At 57.0% G+C, this 24292-nt stretch carries 20 protein-coding genes and 1 pseudogene; 17 read left to right on the forward strand and 4 right to left on the reverse strand.

The window, feature by feature from the left end; all coding sequences use genetic code 11:
* Positions 1-106: 106 nt before the first annotated feature.
* From CBB62_14750 to CBB62_14770, 5 genes are all read left to right on the forward strand, one after another.
* Positions 107-1219, forward strand: a complete 1113-nt coding sequence (locus tag CBB62_14750) for a hypothetical protein (protein OUT39618.1) — start codon at positions 107-109, stop codon at positions 1217-1219.
* A gap of 82 nt (positions 1220-1301) precedes the next feature.
* Complete coding sequence (locus CBB62_14755; protein OUT39619.1) at positions 1302-2498, forward strand: hypothetical protein; 1197 nt, start codon at positions 1302-1304, stop codon at positions 2496-2498.
* 36 nt (positions 2499-2534) lie between these two features.
* Complete coding sequence (locus CBB62_14760; protein OUT39620.1) at positions 2535-3830, forward strand: adenylosuccinate synthase; 1296 nt, start codon at positions 2535-2537, stop codon at positions 3828-3830.
* Between the two features lie 151 nt (positions 3831-3981).
* The gene (locus CBB62_14765) at positions 3982-6069 is read left to right on the forward strand and encodes a hypothetical protein (GenBank protein ID OUT39621.1); all 2088 of its coding nucleotides are present in this window, start codon (positions 3982-3984) and stop codon (positions 6067-6069) included.
* A complete protein-coding gene (locus CBB62_14770; GenBank protein OUT39622.1) occupies positions 6069-6659 on the forward strand; it encodes a hypothetical protein in 591 nt (196 codons plus the stop codon). Before CBB62_14765 ends, CBB62_14770 begins: the two co-directional genes overlap by 1 nt.
* A gap of 22 nt (positions 6660-6681) precedes the next feature.
* On the opposite strand, the gene CBB62_14775 is transcribed toward CBB62_14770, so the two are convergent.
* Positions 6682-7569, reverse strand: a complete 888-nt coding sequence (locus CBB62_14775) for an RNA polymerase factor sigma-32 (GenBank protein OUT39623.1) — start codon at positions 7567-7569, stop codon at positions 6682-6684.
* Between the two features lie 97 nt (positions 7570-7666).
* A complete protein-coding gene (locus tag CBB62_14780) occupies positions 7667-8641 on the reverse strand; it encodes a pseudouridine synthase (GenBank protein ID OUT39624.1) in 975 nt (324 codons plus the stop codon).
* A gap of 150 nt (positions 8642-8791) precedes the next feature.
* On the opposite strand from CBB62_14780, the gene CBB62_14785 reads away from it, so the two are divergent.
* Both CBB62_14785 and CBB62_14790 read left to right on the forward strand, forming a co-directional pair.
* The gene (locus CBB62_14785) at positions 8792-9163 is read left to right on the forward strand and encodes a hypothetical protein (GenBank protein OUT39625.1); all 372 of its coding nucleotides are present in this window, start codon (positions 8792-8794) and stop codon (positions 9161-9163) included.
* Positions 9163-10197, forward strand: coding sequence for a hypothetical protein (locus CBB62_14790; protein OUT39626.1), 1035 nt, complete (start codon positions 9163-9165; stop codon positions 10195-10197). The genes CBB62_14785 and CBB62_14790 overlap by 1 nt, the downstream gene beginning before the upstream one ends.
* 6 nt (positions 10198-10203) lie before the next feature.
* Here the strand turns inward: CBB62_14790 and CBB62_14795 are convergent, their stop codons facing one another.
* Positions 10204-11343 carry a hypothetical protein gene (locus tag CBB62_14795; protein OUT39627.1) on the reverse strand — a complete coding sequence of 380 codons (1140 nt, stop codon included), beginning with the start codon at positions 11341-11343 and terminating at the stop codon, positions 10204-10206.
* A 147-nt stretch (positions 11344-11490) separates the two neighbouring features.
* Here CBB62_14795 and CBB62_14800 point away from each other — a divergent pair, with 147 nt between their 5' ends.
* The 10 genes and pseudogenes from CBB62_14800 to CBB62_14845 all read left to right on the forward strand — a co-directional run bounded on the left by CBB62_14800 (position 11491) and on the right by CBB62_14845 (position 23586).
* Complete coding sequence (locus tag CBB62_14800) at positions 11491-12117, forward strand: hypothetical protein (protein ID OUT39628.1); 627 nt, start codon at positions 11491-11493, stop codon at positions 12115-12117.
* 238 nt (positions 12118-12355) lie between these two features.
* Positions 12356-13051: a hypothetical protein gene (locus CBB62_14805; GenBank protein ID OUT39629.1), complete on the forward strand. Its 696-nt coding sequence runs from the start codon at positions 12356-12358 to the stop codon at positions 13049-13051.
* A gap of 17 nt (positions 13052-13068) precedes the next feature.
* On the forward strand, positions 13069-16557 hold the full coding sequence (locus CBB62_14810; GenBank protein ID OUT39630.1) for a hypothetical protein: 3489 nt from the start codon (positions 13069-13071) through the stop codon (positions 16555-16557).
* A 396-nt stretch (positions 16558-16953) separates the two neighbouring features.
* Positions 16954-17922: an SPASM domain-containing protein gene (locus tag CBB62_14815; protein ID OUT39843.1), complete on the forward strand. Its 969-nt coding sequence runs from the start codon at positions 16954-16956 to the stop codon at positions 17920-17922.
* On the forward strand, positions 17919-19094 hold the full coding sequence (locus tag CBB62_14820) for a hypothetical protein (protein OUT39631.1): 1176 nt from the start codon (positions 17919-17921) through the stop codon (positions 19092-19094). The genes CBB62_14815 and CBB62_14820 overlap by 4 nt, the downstream gene beginning before the upstream one ends.
* Positions 19091-20158: pseudogene (locus CBB62_14825) on the forward strand (radical SAM protein). Before CBB62_14820 ends, CBB62_14825 begins: the two are co-directional and overlap by 4 nt.
* A 222-nt stretch (positions 20159-20380) precedes the next feature.
* Positions 20381-20860 carry a hypothetical protein gene (locus tag CBB62_14830; GenBank protein ID OUT39632.1) on the forward strand — a complete coding sequence of 160 codons (480 nt, stop codon included), beginning with the start codon at positions 20381-20383 and terminating at the stop codon, positions 20858-20860.
* A 23-nt stretch (positions 20861-20883) separates the two neighbouring features.
* Positions 20884-21585, forward strand: a complete 702-nt coding sequence (locus tag CBB62_14835; protein ID OUT39633.1) for a hypothetical protein — start codon at positions 20884-20886, stop codon at positions 21583-21585.
* A gap of 27 nt (positions 21586-21612) precedes the next feature.
* Positions 21613-22812 (forward strand): transcriptional regulator, encoded by a 1200-nt coding sequence (locus CBB62_14840; GenBank protein ID OUT39634.1) that lies wholly within the window; start codon positions 21613-21615, stop codon positions 22810-22812.
* 63 nt (positions 22813-22875) lie between these two features.
* Positions 22876-23586 (forward strand): hypothetical protein, encoded by a 711-nt coding sequence (locus CBB62_14845; protein ID OUT39635.1) that lies wholly within the window; start codon positions 22876-22878, stop codon positions 23584-23586.
* 43 nt (positions 23587-23629) lie between these two features.
* Here CBB62_14845 and CBB62_14850 read toward each other — a convergent pair whose 3' ends face one another.
* Positions 23630-24196, reverse strand: a complete 567-nt coding sequence (locus tag CBB62_14850; protein ID OUT39636.1) for a hypothetical protein — start codon at positions 24194-24196, stop codon at positions 23630-23632.
* Positions 24197-24292 lie beyond the last annotated feature (96 nt).

Raw genomic sequence — 24292 nt, forward strand, 5'->3', positions numbered from 1 at the left:
TCCACAGATATGACAGGGCGTGAGCCCTAGACAATGAACGGCGCGGGGCTAGACTGCACAACAGTCTTGTCCCGCGTTTTTCGTTTGATCCGTCATGCCATTACACATGCTGCTCCGCATCCTGCCCGCTCTCGCGATTATCCTGTCGCTGACCTCTGTGACGCCGTTCCCGGCACAGGCCCAGAAGGCAATCATTCCGGGCACCCAGAATGAGCAGATGAATGACCCGCAACCGCTGACCCGCTCCGGCCCGAATGGCGAGCCGATGCTGGTGGCGCGTGGACGCTCGGTACTGATCCGGCCGGGTCTGGCCGGGCTGTATATTACCGATGAGGGGCAGCCGCGGGTTATTGCCGATACCCGGCAGGAGTTCATTCTGGAGCGCGGTTATAACAGCCTGCGCATCCGACCCCTGTCGCGCGATGAACAGATCATGCTGCCAGCCCGCGATGTGATCCCCGATGGCCGGGCCGGGAAGGGCAAGCGCACGATTGCCGAGGCCTGGCTTATTCAGCCGACCAACCGCTATGACCATGGAGCGCTCGGTGACGATATCGAGGCAGGCGCGCTCCGGATCATTACCAAAGCCAACAAGTTTGCCATTGCCCGGCTGAATGACGGGTCGGTATTCGAGGGCACCCAGCCGCTGGTCGGTGATGTGGATGGCGATGGTACCGAGGAAGTGCTGGTCATCAATTCCAATGCCCAGGGCGGCAGTGCAATCCATATTTACAAGGTGGTACCCGCGGCCAGCCCCAATATTGCGCTGGAACAGATGGCTGTCGGCCCCCGCATGGGGCGCAAAAACCTGTGGATCAACCCGGTCGGGATCGGTGATTTTGACCTCGATGGCCGTCCGGAAATTCTGGTGGTGAACACACCGCACGAAAACGGTGTGCTGGTTGCCTATCAGTACCGCAATGGCCAACTGGTGGAAGTGGATCGCTATGGCGGCATTTCAAACCATGCTGTCGGCTCTCCACAAACCGATATGCAGCTGATTCAGGACATAACCGGCGATAATCGCCCGGATATCATTATTCCTTCGGCTGATAGGGAGACGTTGCGCATTCTGACCATGGATGCCGGGAAGATTAAGGAAATCGGGGTGTTGCAGCTGCCTTCACCGGTCAAGACCAACATCCTGTGGGTAGATAATGCCCTTACTTTGGGGCTTGAGGACAACTCGGTACTATCGCTTTCGGTTTTTATTCAGTAGAACCCTGTCGTAACGCTTGTTCGCGCTACACCTTCACATCGTCTTTTGACTGACCTGACCGTAGCCAGAGCGAGTAACTCCCGTGTCTACAGACAGCCACCGCGCCAGCCATCCAGCATTATTGCCAAATGGCCTGACCGATCTTGTGCCGCCCGTTGCGGCACGCGAATGGCAGGCGGTGCATCAGCTCATCGATACCTATACCGGTTTCGGCTATATGCTGGTCAAACCACCCCTGATGGAGTTCGAGGCCGGTCTGCTCGTCGGTCCCGGTGCCGCGCTTGGTGCCCAGACGTTCCGGCTGATGGACCCGATCTCCCGTCAGATGCTCGGCCTGCGTGCCGATATTACCGCCCAGATCGCCCGGATTGCCGGATCACGGCTGCAGAAATCGGCGCGTCCGCTGCGTCTTGCCTATGCCGGTGATGTGGTCCGGGTGTCCGGTACCCAGCTGCGGCCCGAGCGGCAGTTCTGTCAGGTGGGGGCGGAACTGATCGGTGCCATGATGCCCTCTGCCGATGCCGAGATCATGGTCATGGCCGTGACCGCGCTGCAGTCGCTTGATATTGCGAATATTTCCCTCGATCTCTGCCTGCCGACGCTGTTGCCGTACTTCCTGCGCGAAAGCGGGCTTGAGGGCGCGGCACTCGATGACCTTGAGGATGCGGTCCGTCGCCGTGACCGTGAGGCGGTACAGCAATCCGCCGCCGCCCACAAAGAAACCATCGCTGCCCTGATCGCGGCCTCCGGTCCGATTGATGAGGCACTGGCGGCACTGAAATCCATTGATATGCCCGCCGGGTTGCGTGGTGATCTTGAGCGCCTCTATGCGGTGGTCGAGGTGCTGCATCGTGATCTGCCGACCTTGAAAATTACCCTCGATCCGCTTGAGCATCGCGGGTTTGAGTACCAGACCGGGCTGAGCTTTACCCTGTTCGCCAAAGGCGTGCGTGGGGAGCTGGGCCGGGGCGGGCGCTATCGCTCCGCTGCCGCAACGCTGAAAGATGACAGCGGCAATGGCCGGATTGGCGAGCCTGCGGTTGGCTTCACCCTGTTCATGGACAGCATCATGCGCGGCCTGCCCCATGACGAGGTCGAGCAGCGGGTTCTGGTCCCCGCCGAACTGCCGCTGGCCGAACGGCTGGCGCTGATGGGTGAGGGCTGGGTGGTTGTCCGTGCGCTTGAGGGCGGCTTGAATGACGCTGCCCTGATCGCGGCGGCTGGTGAACAACATTGTGATTACCGGCTGCGCGATGGTGCACCGGTCAAAATTCAGTAACGAAGAACAGCAAACAGAGAGACAGGGTTAGTTCTCATGGCAAATGTGGTGGTTGTCGGTTCCCAGTGGGGCGATGAAGGCAAAGGCAAGATCGTTGACTGGCTGTCCAGCCGGGCCGATGTGGTGGTCCGGTTTCAGGGCGGGCACAATGCCGGTCATACGCTGGTCATCGACGGCAAGGTATTCAAATTGAGCCTGCTGCCGTCCGGCATTGTCCGCACCGGCAAACTGTCGATCATCGGCAATGGCGTGGTCGTCGATCCATGGGCGCTGCTGGCGGAAATCGATCGTCTGCGTGAGCAGGGGCTGCAGATCGGCCCTGAAAGCCTGAAGATTGCCGAGAATGCCTGCCTGATCCTGCCGGTACACAGTGCCATTGATGCGTTGAAGGAAAGCCTGCGGGGTGAGCACAAGCTGGGCACCACCGGTCGCGGTATCGGCCCTGCCTATGAGGACAAGATTTCCCGCCGGGCGATCCGGGTCTGTGACCTGTCCGATCCCGAAGTACTGCGCCAGAAGATCGACCTGCTGCTGACCCACCACAATGCGGTGCTCGGTGCCCATGGTGCTGATACCTTCGATGCCGCTGCCATGGTCGAGCAACTGCTCGCCATCGCTGATCAGATACTGCCCTATGCCGATGTTATCTGGCGTCGCCTCGAGAAGCTGCGTGCCGAGGGCAAGCGCATCCTGTTCGAGGGCGCACAGGGCGCGATGCTCGACATCGACCACGGTACCTATCCGTTCGTCACTTCCTCCAACACCATGGCGGCACAGGCGGCGACCGGTGGCAGCATGGGGCCAAGCGCGCTGAACTATATCCTCGGTATCACCAAGGCCTATACCACCCGCGTCGGTTCCGGCCCGTTCCCGACCGAGCAGGATAACGAGGTCGGCCAGCTGCTCGGTGAGCGTGGCCATGAGTTCGGTACGGTTACCGGGCGGAAGCGTCGCTGCGGCTGGTTCGATGCCGTGCTGGTGCGTCAGTCGGTCAAGCTGAACAGCATGACCGGTATTGCCCTGACCAAGCTCGATGTGCTCGACGGCATGGACGAGATCAAGGTCTGTACCGGCTATCGGCTGAATGGTGAGGTGATCGACTATTTGCCCGCAGGCCAGAAGGCGCAGGAAATGGTTGAGCCGATCTATGAGAGCTTTGAAGGCTGGAAGGAAAGCACCCAGGGTGCCCGCAGCTTTGCCGAGCTGCCGGCAACCGCGATCAAGTATATCCGCCGGATTGAAGAGCTGATCGAGGCACCGGTCTCCCTGCTGTCGACCAGCCCGGAACGTGACGACACAATCCTGATGACCGATCCGTTTGCTGTGATCTGATCCGTTGCGCTTTGGTCGATGGCGATAAAATTTTATCGCCCATGCCTCACAATGCTGCTTACGGGCGCGGATTTTGCTAACCTTTTCTATATTTGTCTTCGTACAATATCAGGATTGCAAAACGCAGCGCTGATCGCTTGAGGCACAGTGGATGAGTGAAACGACAACCAGGCCCGCATCGGCACAGGCCGATGCCCAGAACGCTAGGGATGGTGCGGATAATGCTGCGCCGGCCTCGGCGGGTGGACTGGTTTCGATCGGTGGCAATTATCAGGTTGATCCCAAGCGGTCGCTGCCGGTTTACGATATGCCGGGTGCGAAGGCTTATGTCGCCCAGAGCAACTCGGAACCGGGCAAGAAGTATTTCGCGCTTGTCAGCATCGGTCCGATGCCGGTTCGGCTGCCGATCCTGCAGGCTCTGGTCGGCCTGACCAACGCCAATTTTATCAAGCTGGTGCACTCGGGCATTGTTGTGTGGCCCGGTGACAGTGAACAGCGCGTCATCATGATCTTCCGGGAACCCGGCGGCGCCCGGCTGACCGGACCTGATGGGCGCTGCACCGCCTGGTCCTATGATCAGGTCTGCAACCGGTTGATCAGACCAGTTATCGGGGTGTTGCGTGACCTTGAGGCACGGAACATTTTTCACGGTGCCATCCGTACATCCAACATGTTCCTGCCGAGCGATCCTGCAGAGGGTATTGTTCTCGGCGATTGTGCCTCATCACCGGCGGGCTATTACCAACCGGTGCTGAACGAGACCCTGCAGCGCGGACTGGCCGATGCCTCCGGTCGCGGCAAGGGGGGCACATCCGATGACCTCTATGCCCTCGGCGTGGCGATCATTACCCTGATTCAGGGCGAACCACCGCTCTCGGGCCTGTCCGATCCGCAGATCGTTGACCGGAAACTGACCCAGGGCAGTTTCTATGCGCTGGTTCAGAAACAGAAAATGCCAACGCCGTTGCTCGAACCGCTGCGCGGCTTGCTGAATGACGATCCCCATGAACGCTGGGAGTTGGAGGATCTGGAGAGCTGGCTTGGCGGACGTCGTCTCAGCCCACGACCGCCGGAACCGCCCCGCCGGGCCGTGCGCCCATTCGAGTTTGGCGATCATGAGGCCTGGGAAGCTCGTGGTCTTGCCCGCATTCTGAGCACCAATGCCGCAACCGCCTATGATCTCTATCACAAGGGCGAGGTTGAGGCATGGATGCGTCGCGCGCTGGGCGAGAAGAATATTACCGAGATCGTGGTCGGCGAATTGCAGGCCTCTGGCACCGGATCACGGATTCAGCGCGAACCCGCGGTTGTGGTTGCCCGCTGCGGCATTGCCATGGCTCCCGATGGGCCGATCCGGATGAATGGCCGGGCAATCTATCCTTCCGGTTTCGGTACCGCGCTGACCGAGGCTTTTGTCAATAAACGTGATCCGGCCCCGATCGCCCAGATGCTGATCGCCGGATTGCCGGGTAACTGGAACTCGATCCAGAAAAAGCACAAGATCGAGCCATTCTCGCCGCCGATGGATCTGGAGTTCGCGCGCAACCTGCTTGAACGTCGTGGTTTCGGCTTCGGGGTTGAGCGGGTCCTCTATGAACTCGATGACAGCGTTCCCTGTCTGAGCCCGATGCTGGACAAGCATTATGTGCTGACGCCGATGGACCTGTTGCGGGCGCTCGAGCGAATGGCACCGACCAAGAGCCGCCACGGCAAGCCGATTGATGCCCATATCGCCGCCTTCCTGATGGTCCGGTTCCGCAAGCTCGAGGACTGGCTGCTCAAGGCCCTGAATGACGAGATCGATCCGGGTCGCGGCGTTATTGCCATGGCCCAGATACTTGGCTCCATGCAGGAACGCCTCGGTAACAAGAAGCTGCCGGGTATTGCCAAGTGGATTGTGGTCATGGCCGATCCGGCGATTGACCGTCTGCATAACCACAAGACCCGCCAGAAAACCAAGCAGCGGATCGAGGAACTTGCCGAACAGGGCATGATCACCCCGATTGCCCAGGCGCTCGATGATCCGTCTATGATGAATCAGGACGAGCATCAATACGGTAAGGCACAGGCCAAGTTTGCGCGTATTGTTGATGAAATTGCCAAGCTGGAAGACGAAATCGGCGATCCAACCATTCTGGCCAAGGGGTTTGGTCGTGAACTGGCGGCGGTCGTTTCCGGTATTCTCGGCACGTTCGGAATTTCAGCTGTTATCGGCTACTACTTCCTGGGGACCTTCTGATGGCGAAGAAAAAAGCGAAGCAGCAGAAGAAGAAGAAGGGCGGCAAGAAGAAGTCCGGTTGGCTGGGCAAGCTCAGTGCCTCACAGATTGCCTTAATGATCAGTATGGTGGCCGCTGCTGTTGCCTTCTACCCGACCACGATCCTGCTGCTGGCCGGTATGGCACCTACAATCGTTGCCTATTGGAGCGATGACGGCAAAAATGGTCTGGCACCGATCACGGTCGGCGCGCTTAACCTGTGCGGTGTCATGGTGCCGCTTATGGACTTGTGGATCAGTGAAAACAGCTTTGATTATGCGCTTGCGCTAGTTGCTGATCCGCTAAACTGGCTGATCATGTACAGCGCCGCCGCTGCTGGCTGGGGTGTCTGGTATGGTGTGCCGGCACTCTATGCCTCACTGTCCGTATCAACCGCCGAGCGGCGCCTTAAGCAACTGCGTCAGAGCCGTGCCGAACTGATTCAGGAATGGGGTGCCGAACTCAACCGTATCGAGGTTGAGCGCCGGGATGCCCGTGAGGCTCAGGAAGAGGTCAAGCGCAACCGGGAGCAAGCTGAAAACATGGCGGCACAACGAACCGCTGCTGCCTGATCCCGATCCCGGCTATCCTTGATTATTCGGTACCGATCCGCTGATCCACGGCAGCGTTGCGCATGGCTTTCTGCAGCTTCTCGAAGGCACGTACCTCGATCTGGCGGACCCGTTCGCGGCTGATGTCGTATTCCGCGCTAAGTTCTTCCAGCGTTTGCGGATTATCCCGCAGGCGGCGTTCGGTCAGGATATGCTGTTCACGCTCATTCAGCCCCTGCATCGCCAGTTGCAGCATCTCGCGGCGCTGTGTCAGTTCCTGATCATTGGCATAGGCCGTTTCCTGACTGATCTGGCGATCATCAACCAGCCAGTCCTGCCATTCGCCCTCGCTGTCGGCGCGCAGTGGTGCGTTCAGTGAGTTGTCAGGCCCGCTCAGGCGACGGTTCATCATGATGACATCGTCTTCCGAGACATTGAGCTTGGTGGCAATTTCCTCGACCTGCTCCGGGGTCATGTCGCCCTCATCGATGGCCTTCATCTGGCCCTTGAGGCGGCGCAGGTTGAAGAACAGCTTCTTCTGGGCGGCGGTGGTGCCCATTTTGACGAGTGACCATGAGTGCAGGATATATTCCTGTATCGAGGCCCGTATCCACCACATGGCATAGGTGGCAAGGCGGAAACCGCGGTCGGGATCAAAGCGTTTGACCGCCTGCATCATGCCCACATTGCCTTCCGAGATCAGTTCGGCCAGCGGCAGGCCATAGCCGCGATAGCCCATGGCAATCTTGGCCACCAGCCGCAGGTGGCTGGTCACGAGGCGGTGTGCAGCCTCCACATCCTCATGCTCCTGCCAGCGTTTGGCGAGCATGAACTCTTCCTCCGGCTTGAGCATCGGGAATTTGCGGATATCTGCGAGATAGCGGGAAAGGTTACTTTCTGCCGTCAGAACCGGCACATTTACTCTACTCATTTGTCAAAAGCCCCCTACAGGCTGAACTGGTTTGTGCTGGTGGCCATCGCGTGACTGTCATCCAAGTATACGATAGGGCAGCACTACTGCTTAATTGTCAAATGGTCCTCAGAGCGTCGATTAACAAGGATAAATCGTCAGGTAACGCGGATGTGTACTCGTAGGTTTCCTTCGTGAGCGGATGAATGAATTTTATTTTCCACGCATGTAGTGCCTGCCGTTCTGTCGGAATTTTTGACCTGATCTCCTCCGGCAGGCTTTGGCGCAAACGTCTGGATTGTCTTGTTTCTCCGTAGGTTGCGTCCCCTAGAAGAGGGTGTCCGACCGAGGTCATATGTACCCGTATCTGGTGTGTGCGACCGGTTTCCAACCGGCATTCGATGAGGCTCGCGGCAAGACCAAAGCGCTCGATTGTCTCATAATGGGTAACGGCATGTTTCCCGCCGGTATCCACCACGGTCATCTTCTTGCGATCATGAGGATGCCGCCCGATTGCGGCGTCAATCTGGCCCTCGCGCGGCGATATAGCGCCCCAGATCAGCGCAGTATATTGCCGAGACAGGCTGCGGTCGGCGAATTGCGCAGCGAGGCCGTTATGGGCCTGATCGCTCTTGGCGACCACCATCAGGCCGCTGGTTTCCTTATCCAGCCGATGCACGATGCCGGGCCGTTTCACCCCGCCGATACCGGACAGCCGATCCCCGCAATGATAGAGCAGGGCATTGACCAGAGTGCCGCTGTAATTACCTGCGGCCGGGTGTACCACCATACCGGCGGGCTTGTTGATGACCAGCAGGTGCTCATCCTCGAAGACAATGTCGAGCGGTATGTCCTCGGCAACCGGATCGGCTTCGATTGCCTCGGGAATGGTGATGGTCAGAGTGACCGGCTGCTTCAGTTTCTGCGCCGGGTTATCGAATACCGTGCCGGTGCTGTCACTTACCATGCCCTCCTGCAGCAGGCTTTGCAGCCGGGCGCGGGAGAACTGGTCGAGCCGGACCGACAACGCCTTGTCGAGGCGCTGTCCCACATCATCATCTGTCAGGGTAACAGTCACATGCTCAGTCATCATGTGAGCATGGACACCGTCTTGCGGTACAAGGTCAACCGGAAATCTTAACAAACCCGACAAATGCCGTTCAGGGCTTGGCCTGACGCCCCGGTACCGCTATCAAGCGTCGTTCGTTGCTCCAGTCCCGAAGATAGAGTCCGGTTTGCTGCCATGACGCAGGATTATGATAAGAAAACCCGTTACGCCCTGACTGCCATCATTGTCATGGGCGTGCTGATTGTTGTCGGCTTTGTTGTGGTCGGGGTCGAGATTGCGCGCCGGGCAAGCGATGCCGCCGCCGAGTTCACGGCCAATGCCATCACCGGCCATGAGGCTGCGGATGAGACGATAACGGTGATGGCGGCGGAGCCCTTCCTCGCCGAATTGCCGTCCGGCACGCGGATCAGGAGCATTGCACCGGTAAACGGCCTGCTGGCCATCCATACCGACAATGCGCAGGGCTATGACCGTATCTATATCATCAGGCCCGAGACGGGTGAGATTGTCGGCAATATCGGTGTCGCGCCGGATGGAGCCGATTGATGGCACGCCTGTCGCCGCCGCTGGATCGCATCAAACCATGGCGCATCGGAATTTATACCGGCGGCGAGGTGATCGGTGACGGCTTATGGAAGCTGCCCTTCATCCGGGCGCTGCGCAGTGCCTTTCCGAATGCCCATATAATCTGGATCGCGCGCAGCCATACGGTCTATGCCGGGTCTCTCGCCCCCGTGGTTGAGGGGCTGCTTGATACGGTGCTTGATGACAGCGGGGTTATCCGCCGGATCTCCGACCTGTTCAAGCCGCGTCCGGCGATCGGGCCGTTTGACATCATCCTCGATACCCAACGCACGGTCTGGCGCGCTTTCTATCTCCGGCGTCTGCTCAGCCGCCAGCCGCGAGGGTTGATGATTGCTCCGGCCTCGACTTACCTGTTCTCTGACATTAAGCCCGAGCCGGGACAGCAACTGCCGCGCCATCTTGGTCGCCTGTTCGTTCAGTGGATCGAGTGGCTGGTACAGGAACCGGTGCAGCTCGACCGCGGCATTGAGCTGCCTGCCGATATTGTGGCCAAGGCCGGGCAGGCCCTGCCGGATAGTGCCAAGCGCTATGTCGGTTTTGTGCCGGGGGCAGGGGATCGCCGTAAATGCTGGCCATTGGCGCGTTATATCGACCTGGCCGGGCAACTCGTGCTGAACCGGCCTGATGCCGTGCCGGCATTCTTTCTCGGCCCTGATGAGGCTGACTGGCGGGATGAGATCGCCGCCGCCGTGCCATCGGCCCTGTTCCCGGAACAGCGTCAGGATATATGGGGCGAAGGTTTCTCACCCCTGCGTGCCATCGCACTGGGTCAGTGTCTGTCGCTTGCAGTCAGCAATGATTGCGGTACCGGGCATATGCTGGCAGCGGCCGATTGCCCGCTGATCAGCCTGTTCGGCCCGACCGAGGCGGAGAAGTTCAAGCCAATCACCGCGGGCGGCTGTCAGGTAATTCATGCGCTGGATTTCGGCGACAGCGTCGATATGGATGCCATACCGGTCAGGCCGGTGCTCGACGCGGTGCTGCAGAAGCTCTAAAGCATCTTATGCCGGAACTGGAGCCATACCGGGACCACTGGCGGTGCCGGATGGTGCTGACGGGCCGGTCTCGCGCTGGTTGGCAACGGCGGCTGGCTGGGCACCGGCGATGCGCGGACGCTCGGAGAACCGGACCGGCTCACGATTGGCGATCTTCTGGATGAACACATCATTATGTGGCAGCAGCACCGGCAGACGGTGTCTGGACGCCTCATCCTCGAGATAGGCAAGGGCAGCATCGGCGCGGCTCTGGCCGGGTTTGGCGTCGAGCATCGGGTCTTGCGTGAAGAACCGCATTTCGGTTTCGGTCAGGGCGTTGCAGTTGAGGCCAAACGCCGCCAGCCCCTTATCCAGCTTGGCCAACCCGTCGGGGCCGAAGCTGCGACGCATCTCGGAGACGGTCTGTGCGCTCGGGCGGAGGTTATCCGCCTCATAGGCCTGAAACGCGGAAACCGCGAGCAGCTCCTTGCCGTTCTGTGCCGCAAACAGGTGCAGGTCGCGGAAGGCGCGTCCGAAGCGCGAGGTATCATCGACCCCGATCAGGTATTTCGAGCGGCCCGGATCGGCAAAGGTCTCGGTCGCCATGTAGAGGCTCTGATTGCCATATTTCGGATGGCGGCGCGGCGCGGGTGGTGGCGCATTCGGATCCTTGGCCGGGGCCTGATAGACCACATCATAGGCGACCTGCCAGTCGATGTCCGGGGTCATCTGGCTCAGCTTGTCAGCCATATGCTCGCCGAGCGTGATAGCAGCCATATTGCCGTCGAAGACCGCTTTGCGTGGTACGATTATCTCAACCACCGGCTTTGATCCGGGGCCGGTGGTCATCTCTGCCTCGGCAAAGGCGCCACGACGGGACAGGCCCGCCCGGACGGTGCTGGCCATCAGTTGAAGCTTCTGGTCGGCATGGCCCTGATTGGCGAGGAAGCGGTCGAGATAGTCGTCGAGGGTAACGCGCGGCTCATTCTGCATCACCATCTGCCCGGTTTTGGCGGTGGAGAAGAACCGGTCACGATCCGGGAACACATGGCCACCATCGCAATCGCGGTCGCACAACTCGATAATATCCGGAAAATCCATGGGCAGCGCCGGTGCGCTGGCAGGGGTATCAATACGCTGTTCGATCAGTTTGGGTCTCGACGACATCTGTTTCACGTAATCAACTGATAATAAGGTGTTCTTGGGTGCTGAACATGATGTATCAATGGTAACAGAAAGTCGGCGTTACGGTTTTATGAAATACGCGTAACGCTATCTCCGGAACTGCTGTATCGGGCAGAAAAAGGTGGGCGGATGTATACGCTGCTGATTTCGATGGTGATTACCCTGCTCGTGGTGGCGATGATGCCTGGCGACCGCGATGCCTTCGATCCGCTCGATTTCATGAACCCGCGTGCCGCCGCCCGAACCGCCGAGGCCGAGGTTCATGCCCACAGCATGTCAGTATTTGCCGAGGCGGTGATGGCGCGACTGGCGGAGTTTCCCGAGAGCCTGCCCCGCTATCCCGATGCGATCAGGGTTGATCAGCTCGACCGGAACCGGCGTTACGCCCCGGTGCTGCCGCGCGATTATCGCCCGACCATGCCGTGGCAGGCCTATCTCCTGCCGGCGCGGGAACCGGCCGATTCCGATGCCGGGCCGGGTGGGATTGATGGGGTAGGGGCTGTGGTTGCCTTCGTGAATCCGGCCTATCTGCCGCCGGATGTGCGGGCGGTTGATGTTGCCTTCGGGCTGCGCCTGACCGCTGGCGGCGATGTGCCGGTCGGCCTGCTGCGCAATGGCCAGTTGCTGACACAGGATTTCTCAAAGCCAAACGTTATCAACGGCTTTGGTACGATACATGACCTGCCATCCACCCGTGAAAACCAGAACGCCCCGGCCATCGTCGTCTGCCTCGACAATACCTATTGCGGCGGCTGACACGGCCTGAAACCGCCAGACGTGCATCGGAAACCACCCCAGCCACCACGACAATTTTGCCAATCCCGCCACGTTTCTGCCACCTTCTCCCCACACCCTCTACCGGGACCGTTAGCGTTTAGTGTATAAAATTCATTAAATTTTAGTTGTATGATCCATTGTTTTTCTGGGATTATAAGGCTTGGATTTGAGTTAGGCGTCATGGGGGGCGCATTTCAGCATGTATCCAGTTTTGATAATGTTGTTTTTGGCTGCGAGCTTTCTCATTTTGCAAAATGCAGGGGCTTATCAGCAATCAACATTAAAGCCATCATCCTTTGAAAAGCCCTACGAGTCTGCTTCGTACGCTAAGGGTAATGAATTTGGTATGATGATCTCGGGTGTGAGCAGGATGATTGCTCAATACCAAGTTGAGCCTACTTATGCTGCCCGAGGAGAGTTTGTTGCTGAGTTTGACGATGGCAGCAACCCAGCAGCTTCGCAATGGGACTTGGATTGGGTAAGCTTTGGGGATTTTCTGGATACGAGTGCCTATGCGATAGCTGAAGGTTTGACACGAACCTCGTTTTATCCGCCCTTGTTTGTGCCATCAGAAAATTATGGGATTAGATTGCTCGAGAAGATTGATGCTGCTGGTAACACTACAGGGGAAGTCGGTGCCATGATCGCATGGCTTGATATGACCACACTGACGACTACGCAGCTTGATCGGGACTCACTCCGTCAGGGGCTTAGCGATATTTTCCAGGGGTCTGCAAATATTGGTATAAATTCTGGCGGTAGATTTACGACGCGTGGTTATCAGGCAGCTGAACTTGTAATGAATGGTGCAAGTTTTGGTTTGTTGCCGGGTTTTGTGCCGAATGGCTCTGTTGTGTATATTCGGTGCTATGGTGAATTGGATGCTTCCGCTGCAGATGTATGTGACGGTTGAGCGAAGGGTAGGGGAAAATGGATATTTTCAAAAATCATAAGCAATCAGGTATAAGCTTGACCGAAGCGATTCTTGGCGTTGCAACGCTTGGTGTCGGTTTGGGCATAATTGCCGATCTGCAAGTGAAAAATATTGCCCAGGTTCAGGCAGAGACCGCAGCACAACAAATGCAGATAGTGCGCGATGCTGCCAATGCATATGTCCGGGATAAGTATTCAGATATCGTTCTGGGAGATGATCCTGATGAACTGGAGAATACTGGTTGCCAGGCTGCTACTTGTGGTGCGGATCTGGCTAATGATTTGCAGGGGGCGACCGATTGGGTCGAAATCCCGAATAATGCACTAATAAATGAAGACTATATCGATCCTCGTTTGATCGCACCTACAGCGCCACCAAGTATCCGGCTTAACCCATTTGGCCAAAGCTACAGGATTTCGGTCAGGGCGATCGCGCCTGTACCTGGTTCTAATGCTCCACAATTGCGGGTGCAGGTAGTTACGCAAGGTGGTGATGTTATTGAGCCGCGCATTGCGGCACAGATTGCTTCGGCGATTGGTAACGAAGGTGGTTTTCGCCCGGAAGATGATTCAACACCATTATATGCCAATGATGTTGTCCAAGGGGCCTATGGCGCTTGGGAAATGGATGCGGCAGAGATGGGGGATGTAGACAACCTCCCTGGTGAAGGTGGATTGGCTTCGGTTGCTTTCTTTGGAGAAGGTGGTGTCACTGCGGACTTTTTATACCGCAATCCTGTCCCTGGGCAGCCTGATGCCCAACAGATGAATGCCAATATCAATGCCAATGATTTCGGCATTGGTAATGTTCGTCAAATCGGCGGCGGTAATGGTGGCGGAGCGATTGCACCGACAGGTAACCCTGATATGGCTGATACAGGAGTTGCGCCTGATCCTATCACGGCTAATATGCGCCCATACGATGTGGCTGATACAGGTCCTGACCGTATTGATTCATTTGCTGGTGGTGCTGAGCGTGATGTTGTTCGCTTTGGTAATACCGTAAACTCTCGGAATGTAAACGGTGTCGCAACCACTGCATACAATCGTGGTAATGTCAGCATACAGGCACATGATGCTATAGTAAGTTCCATTGATGCTGAATACCGTGTCCGGTCTCTGGAGCGATTGGAGGCGATCAATAGAGAAACCCCCAATGGTCGTCGCGCGATTGTAGACTCTGGTCTGGCAGATGATCCAGGTAATCCTGGCCTGAATGTTCTCGATGCAGTTGCCGTAGCGCCTGCCGCCGCTGGTGTTCTTGTTGATGTTGCTGACTCTACAGATCCCGGTTTTAAGGCATATGATGATGACGGGGATGAGCGTGCACTTCTGACCTTTGACGGGGATAATGATGGTCAGGTGGTTATTGGTAGCGACACAACCTTTGTAGACAATCGCCGCGGTGAGATGAACTACGGTCTCAACGATGTAAATGTTGCAGATGCTACTGCGGGTAACATTGTGCTTCGTGATGAGGGGGCTATTGAGCGCTATCGTCATGCCTATCAGAGTACCCAAGGTTTTACCTTCTTTAATGATGAGGGTGGTAACACACGCTATCGTCAGGAATATGGTACAGATCTTGACAATGCTGCTGGTCTGGATCCCGTGGTGGGGCGAATGACCATGGCTGATAATACTAATACCCCCCGATTTCAGCAGGATTACGGTGTTGTAAGTGCTGCCGCGGCAGCAAATGCCAGTGTTGGTCGTAGCCTTGTCTTTGATAATAATGCTGTTGCGCCTCGGTACCGTCAGGATTATGGCCTCAATGAAGCGGGAACAGCGGTAGCAGCTGGTGGCAATGTTGTCGCCAATGATGAAACCAACGTCATGCGCTACGAAATGCGTTATGCGGCTGCGGATACAGGGCGTCTGACCATCCGTGATCGTGCCTTGCAGGATCCTGATGAAGAGCGTTTTGTTGCATCCTATAATGGCAACAATGGTGCTGTTATTGCGCGTTCCGCTGGTGCTGCTGCCGGTACGGCTGCTGTACGCTATCAGCAGAGCTATAACGGACCCAACCAGGGGCAAATTGCAATCCGGTCTCGTGGCCAACAGGCTGCAGATCAGGAGCGGTTTGTTGCTGCTTATGATGATGCAAATAATGGTCGGGTAATGATCCGGGATGAGGCAGCCAATAACCGGTTTGCCGATGAATATGCAGGTGCTGCCAGTGCGACCACCATTTCCGATAACGTGAACCGTGTCCGTTTCCGGAATGAAGTTACCAACGCCAATAACAGTTTCTCTGTAATACGCGATACCGGCGGGGTTGATCGTATCGAGCATCGTATTGCCGGTGATAATACGCGCAGCTTCATGGTCAACACTGCCGGGGGTAATGCGCAGGCAATCATTCAGGATGCCGGTGGCAATAACCGTATTGTCAGCTTCGTTGATGCTGGCGATACCCGGTTCGAGATTCGGGAGCCTGATAATGATCTTCGTTATCGTTACCAGAGCAGTACGGGCATTCTTGAAACCCGTGATGCTGGTAATGATCGCCGCTTTACTGTCACCGCTCAGGGCAATACGGCTTCAACTGAATTGGCCATGTGGAATGAAGGTGGTGGTCAGGAACGAGTGCGGCTGTTCTCCGGTAACAATGGTGGCAGTTCGGAGCTTCGTCTGATCGATAACAATGCGACCGAGAAAGTACGCATTCTGGGTGGCGGTAATGGCAACCAGGCTCAAATCCAGATGGATGGCCCGAACGGTAACCAGCGTGCCCTGCTTGTAACCGGGGTGAATAACACACCAAGCCAATTCCAGTTGCGCAATCCAAACGGAACGGATGTGGGTGTTGTCATGCGTGGCAATGCCGGCGGCACGGAGAGCCTTTTCGATCTGCGCGACAATTCCAACAACGTCAAAACTCGTATGCTGGGTGGTAATGCCAATAATGACCGTTCACTCTTGCAGATGAGTGATGGTGGCAATGTGAAGTTCCAGGTGAATACTCGGGGCAATGGCAACTCCACCGGTGTGAAGATTGGCAACAATGGTGGTACAGGTACCTTTGGTGGTTCACCACTTGGTCCGGCCAGCAGTGTGCTTGATGTTGATGACATCTTCCTGCGTGGTCGCAATACCTGGCTCAGCAATGCCCTGCAGGTCCATGTGATCGGCAGCCAGGTGGTCCGTGTCGGCAACTCTTTCAACAACGGTGCTGCGGCAACCTGTCCGGGTGGTAACCGTCTCTATGTCGCCACGCCGGCATGGTGGCTGTCGCCGACCATGATCGGGGTTACCGACATTACAACAACGGATGGTGGTCGGGTGTCGAGCTTCGGTACGATCAACCCCGCTACCGGAGCCCTGTTGAGCGGCGGTGCCTATGATAACAATACCGAGGTTCAGGTATTTATGAGCGCTGGTGGCAACCTTAACATGCGTGCCCGCCAGAAGAACGATGCAGGCTGGCGTACCATCAATAACGGTGTTGCTGTTGTGACCGCTTACTGCGAGCCAAGCTAAGGTATCGTGGCGACGGGCCGACGTCATACAGGACGACATATCAAAACGGCCGGATCTGTTTCCGGCCGTTTTTTCATGCGACATCACAAGGCTTTGATCCTGCACATGGTACCAGTTTTCCGAAAACCATGGCGTGCGGCCCCGGTTTCTGTCACACTTTCAGTCAGTTGATAACGCTAGTGTTTATCGACGGAGAAGCACCCGGGGAGTGATGGGCCGGTGATCTCAACGGTCATAGCCAAGCCGACCAAGGTCTGTAATGCCGCCTGCACCTATTGCAGTGCGCCACCTGACGGTGTGCCCAAATGGTCCCTTGATGATTTCAAGCGCTATTTCGATCGCATCGGCCCCTATCTGACCGATCAGGCCTATATCATCTGGCATGGCGGCGAGCCGATGCTGCTCGGTCCCGAGTTCTATGAGCAGGCCTGGGAGTATGCCCGGGCCTCGAACCCGAACCTCAACTTCTCGATCCAGACCAACCTGCTGAGCTATAATCACAAGCGTTGGTATGACGTCTTTAAGGACATCTTCAAGGGCTCGGTCTCCACATCCTTTGATCCGGACGAGACCAACCGCATCTATCGTGGCTCGGCGGCGCTTTATACCCGGCTGTTCTACAACCGTCTGGAAGAAGTCCTCGATGATGGCTTCTACCCGAAGATCATCGGCACCTATACCTCTGAAACCGCCCATATGGCCGATGCCATGTATGAGCGCAGTCTCGCCTATGGTGAGAAGGGGCCGCATTTGCGCTTCAACTATCGCTATCCGGCCGGCCGCGACGAGGGCAATGGCGAGATGATCAGCCCGCGCGAATATGGTGAGATGCTGCTGCGTCTCTATAACCGCTGGATTGTCGATCTGCCGGTCTTCGTCATCACGCCACTGGACGAGATGCTGAAAAAGGTGATTGCGCTTGAGGTTGCGCGCTGTCCCTGGACCCGCTCATGTGGCGGCCATTTCCTAGGGCTGGAGCCGAATGGCGATACCTATAACTGTTCGGAATTTGCCGATCTCGGTGATCCGGAGTTCAAATTCGGCAATCTGAACGACATGACTGTGCCCGAGCTGATGAAGAGCCGCGCTGCCGCCATGATCCGCCGCCGCCGGGTTGACCTGCCGCTGGATTGCCAGAGCTGTCGCCATTTTGGTGAGTGCGAAGGCGGCTGCATGCGTGATGCTGTGCTGTACAATCACGGCCTCGGCGGCAAGTTCCACTACTGCCACTCCTGGATGATGGTATTTGACCGGATCAAGGAGAGCGTGCGCAACGGCGAGGCCGATGGCGCGATTGAGAAATATGGCCTGAACCCTGACGAGGTGCGCCGGACGATGAAACCGGTGCCGGGGGTGGCGGCATGATAGTCGCCTATATGAAGCCGACCAATTACTGCAATGTGGGCTGCACCCATTGCTATCTGCCCGAGGTCGTACGTGCCAACAAGTTCCGCATGTCGCCTGAGACGCTCGAACAGGCGGCAACCCTGATCGGCGAGATGGTCCGCGCCCAGCGTAAGGAGGGTGCCCTGATCCTCTGGCATGGCGGCGAGCCACTGACCGTGCCGGTTGACTGGTATTACGCGGCTGGTGATATCCTCGACCGTGTCCTGCCGAAACACATGCAGGCAATCCAGACCTCGCTGATACCATGGCGCGATGAATATACCGATTGGGTTATCGACCGCTGTGGCCGGGAGGTCGGTTCCTCGCTCGATTTCAGCCAGCGCAAGATCAAGGGCTCGGTCGAGAACTACCACAAGCTCTGGATGCAGAAGGTGGACAAGGTCCGGGGGCACGACATTCGGGTGGTGCCCGGCGTTGTGCCGACCCGCAACGAGGTGGGACGCGAGGATGATCTGATCCAGTGGTTCGTCGACCGTGATTTCGATGTGGTCAATCTCGACCGCTATAATGCCTATCAGGGTTATTTCGACGACCGGCCCAATAACCTCGAGCATTCCTACTTCCTGATCGGACTGTTCGATGCGGTTATGAAGCGGATGGACGAAACCGGTGCTGCGCCGGTGATCGGTGCCGTCATGGCCGGGATCATGGGCGTATTGTTCGAGGCCCCCGGCGATCGCTGGGGCACCACCTGTCAGTCGGATTTCGTGGTGGTGGAGCCTGACGGCTCGCTCAATAACTGCCCGGACAAATCCACGGTCGAGGATAATTACGGCACTGTCGAGGGCGGCTATAAGGGCTTTGCTACCAACGCCTTCCGGCGCAAATGGCTGCGGATGCAGGCCTATGGGCATAAACGCAGCCATTGTCAGGGCTGCGAGAACAGCAGCTGGTGCCATTCCGGCTGCCCGATCACGCCGAACGGTGTACCCGATGGCGAGGTTGAGTGCTCGGGCTATAAGACATTCCTGACCCATATCCGCCAGTTTATTGCCGATCAGGGCGTGGCACCGCTTCATGCCTATCTGGATCACAATCTGGAACTGCAGAAGAAGTACTCGCAGGCGACCAATATCTATGCCGCCGTGCTGGCCGATCAGAACCGGGACGGGGAGGGCGCTGCCGCATGACCGGACGCTTGCCCTATGCCCCTGCCTTTGATCACCTCGTCTATCTCCGCGTCTTCGAGGGCTGTAATCTGCATTGCGAGCATTGCTTCATCCCGTCCAATCCCAAACGGATGACCATGGATGATCTGAAGGCGGTGCCGGAGAAGGTGGCAGGGTTTGCACCGGAGGGTTCGACCATCATGCTGCAATGGCATGGCGGTGAGCCTACCATGTTCGGTGCCCAGTGGCTCGATGATGCGATCCATACGGTTGAGGAGGCTGGACCGCAATTCAAATGGCAGCACGGTATCCAGACCAACCTGATGACCTATGGCGATGACTGGGTACCGGTCTACAAGCGCCATTTCGGCGGCGAGGTCGGGGTGTCATGGGACCCGAAGATACGCCTGATGCGTCGCGGTGATGCGGCATCGAACGATACCTATGAGCGCAAGTTCTGGCCCAATTTCGAACGGCTGCTGGCCGATGGCCTTGACCCCTATATGGTGATCACATTCACCGGCACTTTTGTCCGGCACTTCCGTGATCCGTACCGGTTCTTCCAGATGCTGGAGGAGCATGGGGTCAAGCGGGTACATCTGGAGCGGGTTACCAGAACCGGCTATGCGCGCGAGAACTGGGGCCGGGTTGGCCTCGATAATGCCGAATACTCTGCGGCCATGGGCCGATTCATGCGGGCCTATTGGCGTTATCGGGAGATGCGCCATGTGGTCGAGGCCCATGACCGGCTGCATGTGTCACCGCTGGACGGGCTGTTCCAGAGTGTCGAGCGCCTGCATGCGGGGCAGGCTGGCGGTTATGGCTGCTGGTCCGGCTCTTGCGATACCAAGTTCCATACCATCGATGCCAATGGCTACAAGGCGGGCTGCACCGCAGTTACCTCTGAAGTCGACAACAAGCGGGCAACCGAGATTCTGTCATTTCCCGATTTCACCGCAGCCCGCAAGGAGCGCCAATGGGATTGCCGAACCTGCTCGTTCCGCAAGATATGCTCATCCGGCTGTCTTGCTAGCATGATGGATGACGGCTCGGGCGAATGTTCAGGCGGGCAGCAGCTGTTCCAGCTGGCGTCTGAATTGTTATTATCGAAACAAACGCCACAAACCATTGCGCTCGACCGTCCAGTGGCTGAAGAAACGGTGTGAGCCGGGGATGGCGTAAAAATAGAATTTAATGGGCATGCCGTGCGTTGTGCGGTATACTTGTTTTAGATTTTTGTTATCTGCGTGCTCATGATTTTTGCTCAGGGCAAATGGGCCAGATAGATTGTTGCAAGGGGGTGCAGGGTGCCTGACGATATTAAATATACCGGAAATGGGGCTGGCTCTGACAAGTCGTCCGGGGTCACATCTTCAGCGCTTGGCATTGGCAAGATTGCTGTATCCACATCGATTGCACTGGTTGCCACCAGCGCCATGGCGCAGGCCGCGAGCGAGAACAAGGTCGACCTGAGCGGCGACGATGCTGTCTCTCCTGAACTGGATCAGGCAATCACCAGCGCGCTCGGCAAGCGTACGGTTCGTGAAGCGGTGAGCGCCAGCTTTGATGTCTTCACCTCACGTCTGGCCCGTAACGGTGTCACGCTGTCGGATGAGTATTTTGACGGTCAGCCATTCAGCGAATGGCAGGTAGCTGCAAACCAGGATAGTACAGATGTGAACTCTGGCGCAGCACCGAATGTCTCGGGTGGGGGTGCTTTCACCTGCTACAGCAATTGTCACGGTGCTTGTCATGGTGCATGCCATGGTTCACGTGGCTGGCGCTAAAAATATAACCCGGCAAGGTATTTATGCTCTTAAGTGATGTTGTCGATGGTAAAGCCGGTGATGCCTCATCAACCGCATTTTACGGTGTTGAAGTTGATGTGGAGAGCTTTACGCCGCCAGCCGGGCTCGAAGAAATCTCGCTGATCTACAAGGCCGATGCCGGTGATATTGATGAGACATTGATGGATGTCATCATCTCCTACGGTTTGGCCGGGGTTGAGGTAATTCTTGAGATACCGGCGGAGCAATCTGATATCGATGCGAAGTATCTGGTTTCGGTTGCGGCCAATGCCGGATTTTCTCTCTCGCTCCTGCCGCCACAAGAACATAGCGAACAGGCTGATGGTGCCTATTTTGACCGGTTGCGGGACTTCGCTGCGGTCTATCTGACGCAAGGTAATTTCGGCAAGTTCATCGCGCCGGTGACCAACTATCTCGAATATCTGTTTGTCGAGCTGCTCCGCGGTCAGGAAACCGAGTTTCAGGTCAGTGATCCCTATATCAAGGATCGGTTGATGCTGCTCTCTGATCAGGCTTTCGTTGATGCCTTCAAGGATCGGCTGCGGCAGGATTTCTATACCCTGTTCGGATCACAGGCCGAGTTCGAGAAGTTTGCCCGCCGTATGATGACGCAAATCCATGATTTTACCGGCGAGTGCATCAAGGAACTGGTTGAGCAACAGGCGAACCAGAATACCGGCGATGGTGATCAGGCCGCCGGCTAGCCTTGCGCAGATGGGGCTGCCCTCTCAATGAACCAGATTGCCGACCGGATCATCAAAGCCAGCACGGCCTTGCCCGAAGCCGGTCTCCGGTTTTCCAATCAGTCCAATCCACTGGTCAGCATCGAGCAGGGGTATTTCGTCTTTACCCTGATGCCGAGCCTGTTCTGCAAGCTGCGCTGCCCGCATTGCTATCTGAGCCTTGAGCAACGCAAGGATAAATCCATCATGTCGGTGGAGGATCTGACCCATGCCTGTATCAAGGTCGATCGCTATTATCAGAAACAGCAGATCAGCGAAAAAACCATCGTCTGCTACTGGTACGGCGGTGAGCCCACATCGATGGGCCAGCCCTATTTCAAATCGGCCGCCGACAGCATCAATGGTGTTTTCTGCCCGGAAGAGGGGTATCGGACCAAGCATACGGTCCTGACGGCTCTGGTCGGGGTCAAGGATGACTGGTTTTCCCTGTTCGACAAATATGGCGAAGGCGAGGTTCAGAGTTCCTATGACGGCATGATGCGCGGCAAGACCTATATGAAGCGCTGGGACGAGCGTGCTCGTGCTGTGGTTGCCTCTGGCCTGCGGCTGTCGACCATCAGCGTGGTAAACCGCGAATTGCTAAATCAGGGACCGGAAGCGACCCTCGATTACCTCGCCGATATCGGCGTCGCGGAAACCAGCTGGTTGCCCTTCATGTGGAACGAGCAGAATGATTCCGGCGCTTATAATGAGTTTGCGCCGACGATGCGTGAATATTGCGACTTCATGATCGGCCTGTCCGAGCACTGGCTGAAACGCCGAGGTGAGGGTATTGCCGTTCCCGAGATCGGCCAGTTGCGTTTTATCATGCACCAGTCGGAAAGCCCGCTGCTGGCCAATATCGCCGGGCAAACGCTGTTTCTCCTGCCCAACGGGGATTTTGTGCTGCCTGACTATCATAATGGCTGGCAGGAATTCATGCGGGTATTCGGCAATATCCTCGAGCAGGATTTCGAGCAGGTGCTGACCTCGCCGGAGCGCAGGCGCTATCTCCGCCGACAGGTCATGCGCAATAACAATTCTGAATGTCAGGATTGCGACCACATGGACAAGTGCATCATGGAGTTCTGGAAGGACAACCGGGCGGGTGATGTCTGTTTCGGTGCCCGGGATTATGTGGAATGGGTATTGGCGAACAAAAGCGACATCAAGGCAATAACCGGTGATGCGCCGCCCGTTCTTTATTGAGCCGTGCGGTAACTAGCCTGTATCATTGGCTTGTATGGTAAAATATCTGCAGAACCGTGATCCATGAGTGACCAGCCCCAGAATATCGAACTCTATAAAGTGGTTGAGAAGGCCAGCCAACTGGTGGCCGAGATCCAGCAGGCTTCCAATACCAATCAGGACCGGATGGGCTATGTGACCCGTCGATCCGATCGTCGTCTCGCCAATCCGATGCGATTGGCCAAGATATGGTCGGAAGGCCAGTTGCAGGAAGTCGAGGATGCCTTCGACAAGGCCCGCGATGGCCAGATGACCGAGAAGATGAAGGCGGATATTGCCGATGCCTCGAAGCGTCGGCGTGGCAAGGGCCGTCGCCGGGCGGGTGATCCGATCCATCATTACCGTGAGCAGCTGTTCGGTCTCTGGAATAACATCAGGGGCGATAGTGGCTTCAAGAATGCGACCAAGCGGGTCAAATCCTCGATCAGCCAGGCTGGCAAGGAAGCCAGGCAACTGCAGAAAGAGGGTAAAAAGCTCGACCTGATGCTGAACAAGACGATCGCGGCGGTACGGGATATGAAGCACGCCATGGCGGCCGGCATCCGTCAGGTGCCTTACAATGCCATTCTTGATGCCGGGCCTAATGTATCGCTCGAACACCGTGTGTCAGCGGTTCACGATGTCAGTGTCAAAGCCATGGCCCGGGCCCAGCCGGAAGCGGTCCCAAGTGCAGCACCTTCACCCAATATGGGCGGTGGCGGTGGCGGCGGATCATCGGATCATTGGCAGGAGTAATCCCGCGATATTCGGCCTTGGCTTTGCTGCCAACTGACCGGTATCAGGCTTTTGCCGGTTTCTTCTTTTTCTTGGCCGCAGTGAGCTTGGGCGTTGGGGCCAGATCGAGGCTGTGAATGCTCACAGGCCACCATTCGCGCATGTTGCTGATGAAATATTTCAGTTCGCCAAGGCGTTTCGTCCGGATTTGCCAGGCTCGAAACGCGCTGCGGAATGAGCCGATGGCAAGAACCGAGGCGGGTGCGATCGCCATTATGGCGACAAAGAAGTCTGCCAGGGTTGTCAGCGTCAGCATGAGAAATGCCACATAGAGCAGGGCTGCAATCATGGCTACGAATAACAGGATGGCGGTCAATCGTTGGCGCCGGTATGCCGACAGCAGATCCTTTTCAGTCAGCCCCTGACGGGCGATCGCATCCTCAAAAGTCTCATGACGCGGCGCGCCCTCGTTGCGCGTAATGGCTTCCAACATGCTGTAAGCAAGCGTCGCCGAGGATTTTACGTCATTGATCGGGAAGAAACGGCGCTGGACCCAGCCGCTGAAGTTGCGTTTCTTCTTCTGGTTACCGGAGGAGGCTGAATCGTCGGCTGAAGATGTTTGATCGGACATGTGGACAAGAAACTTTGCGCTGGAAACCCGCAACAGCTGTTGCGGCCTGATAAACCCTGTTTACCAGCAAATTCTACCAGATCAAATTGTCAGATG

This window comes from Micavibrio sp. TMED2, assembly GCA_002168225.1.
Classification (GTDB): Bacteria; Pseudomonadota; Alphaproteobacteria; order TMED2; family TMED2; genus TMED2.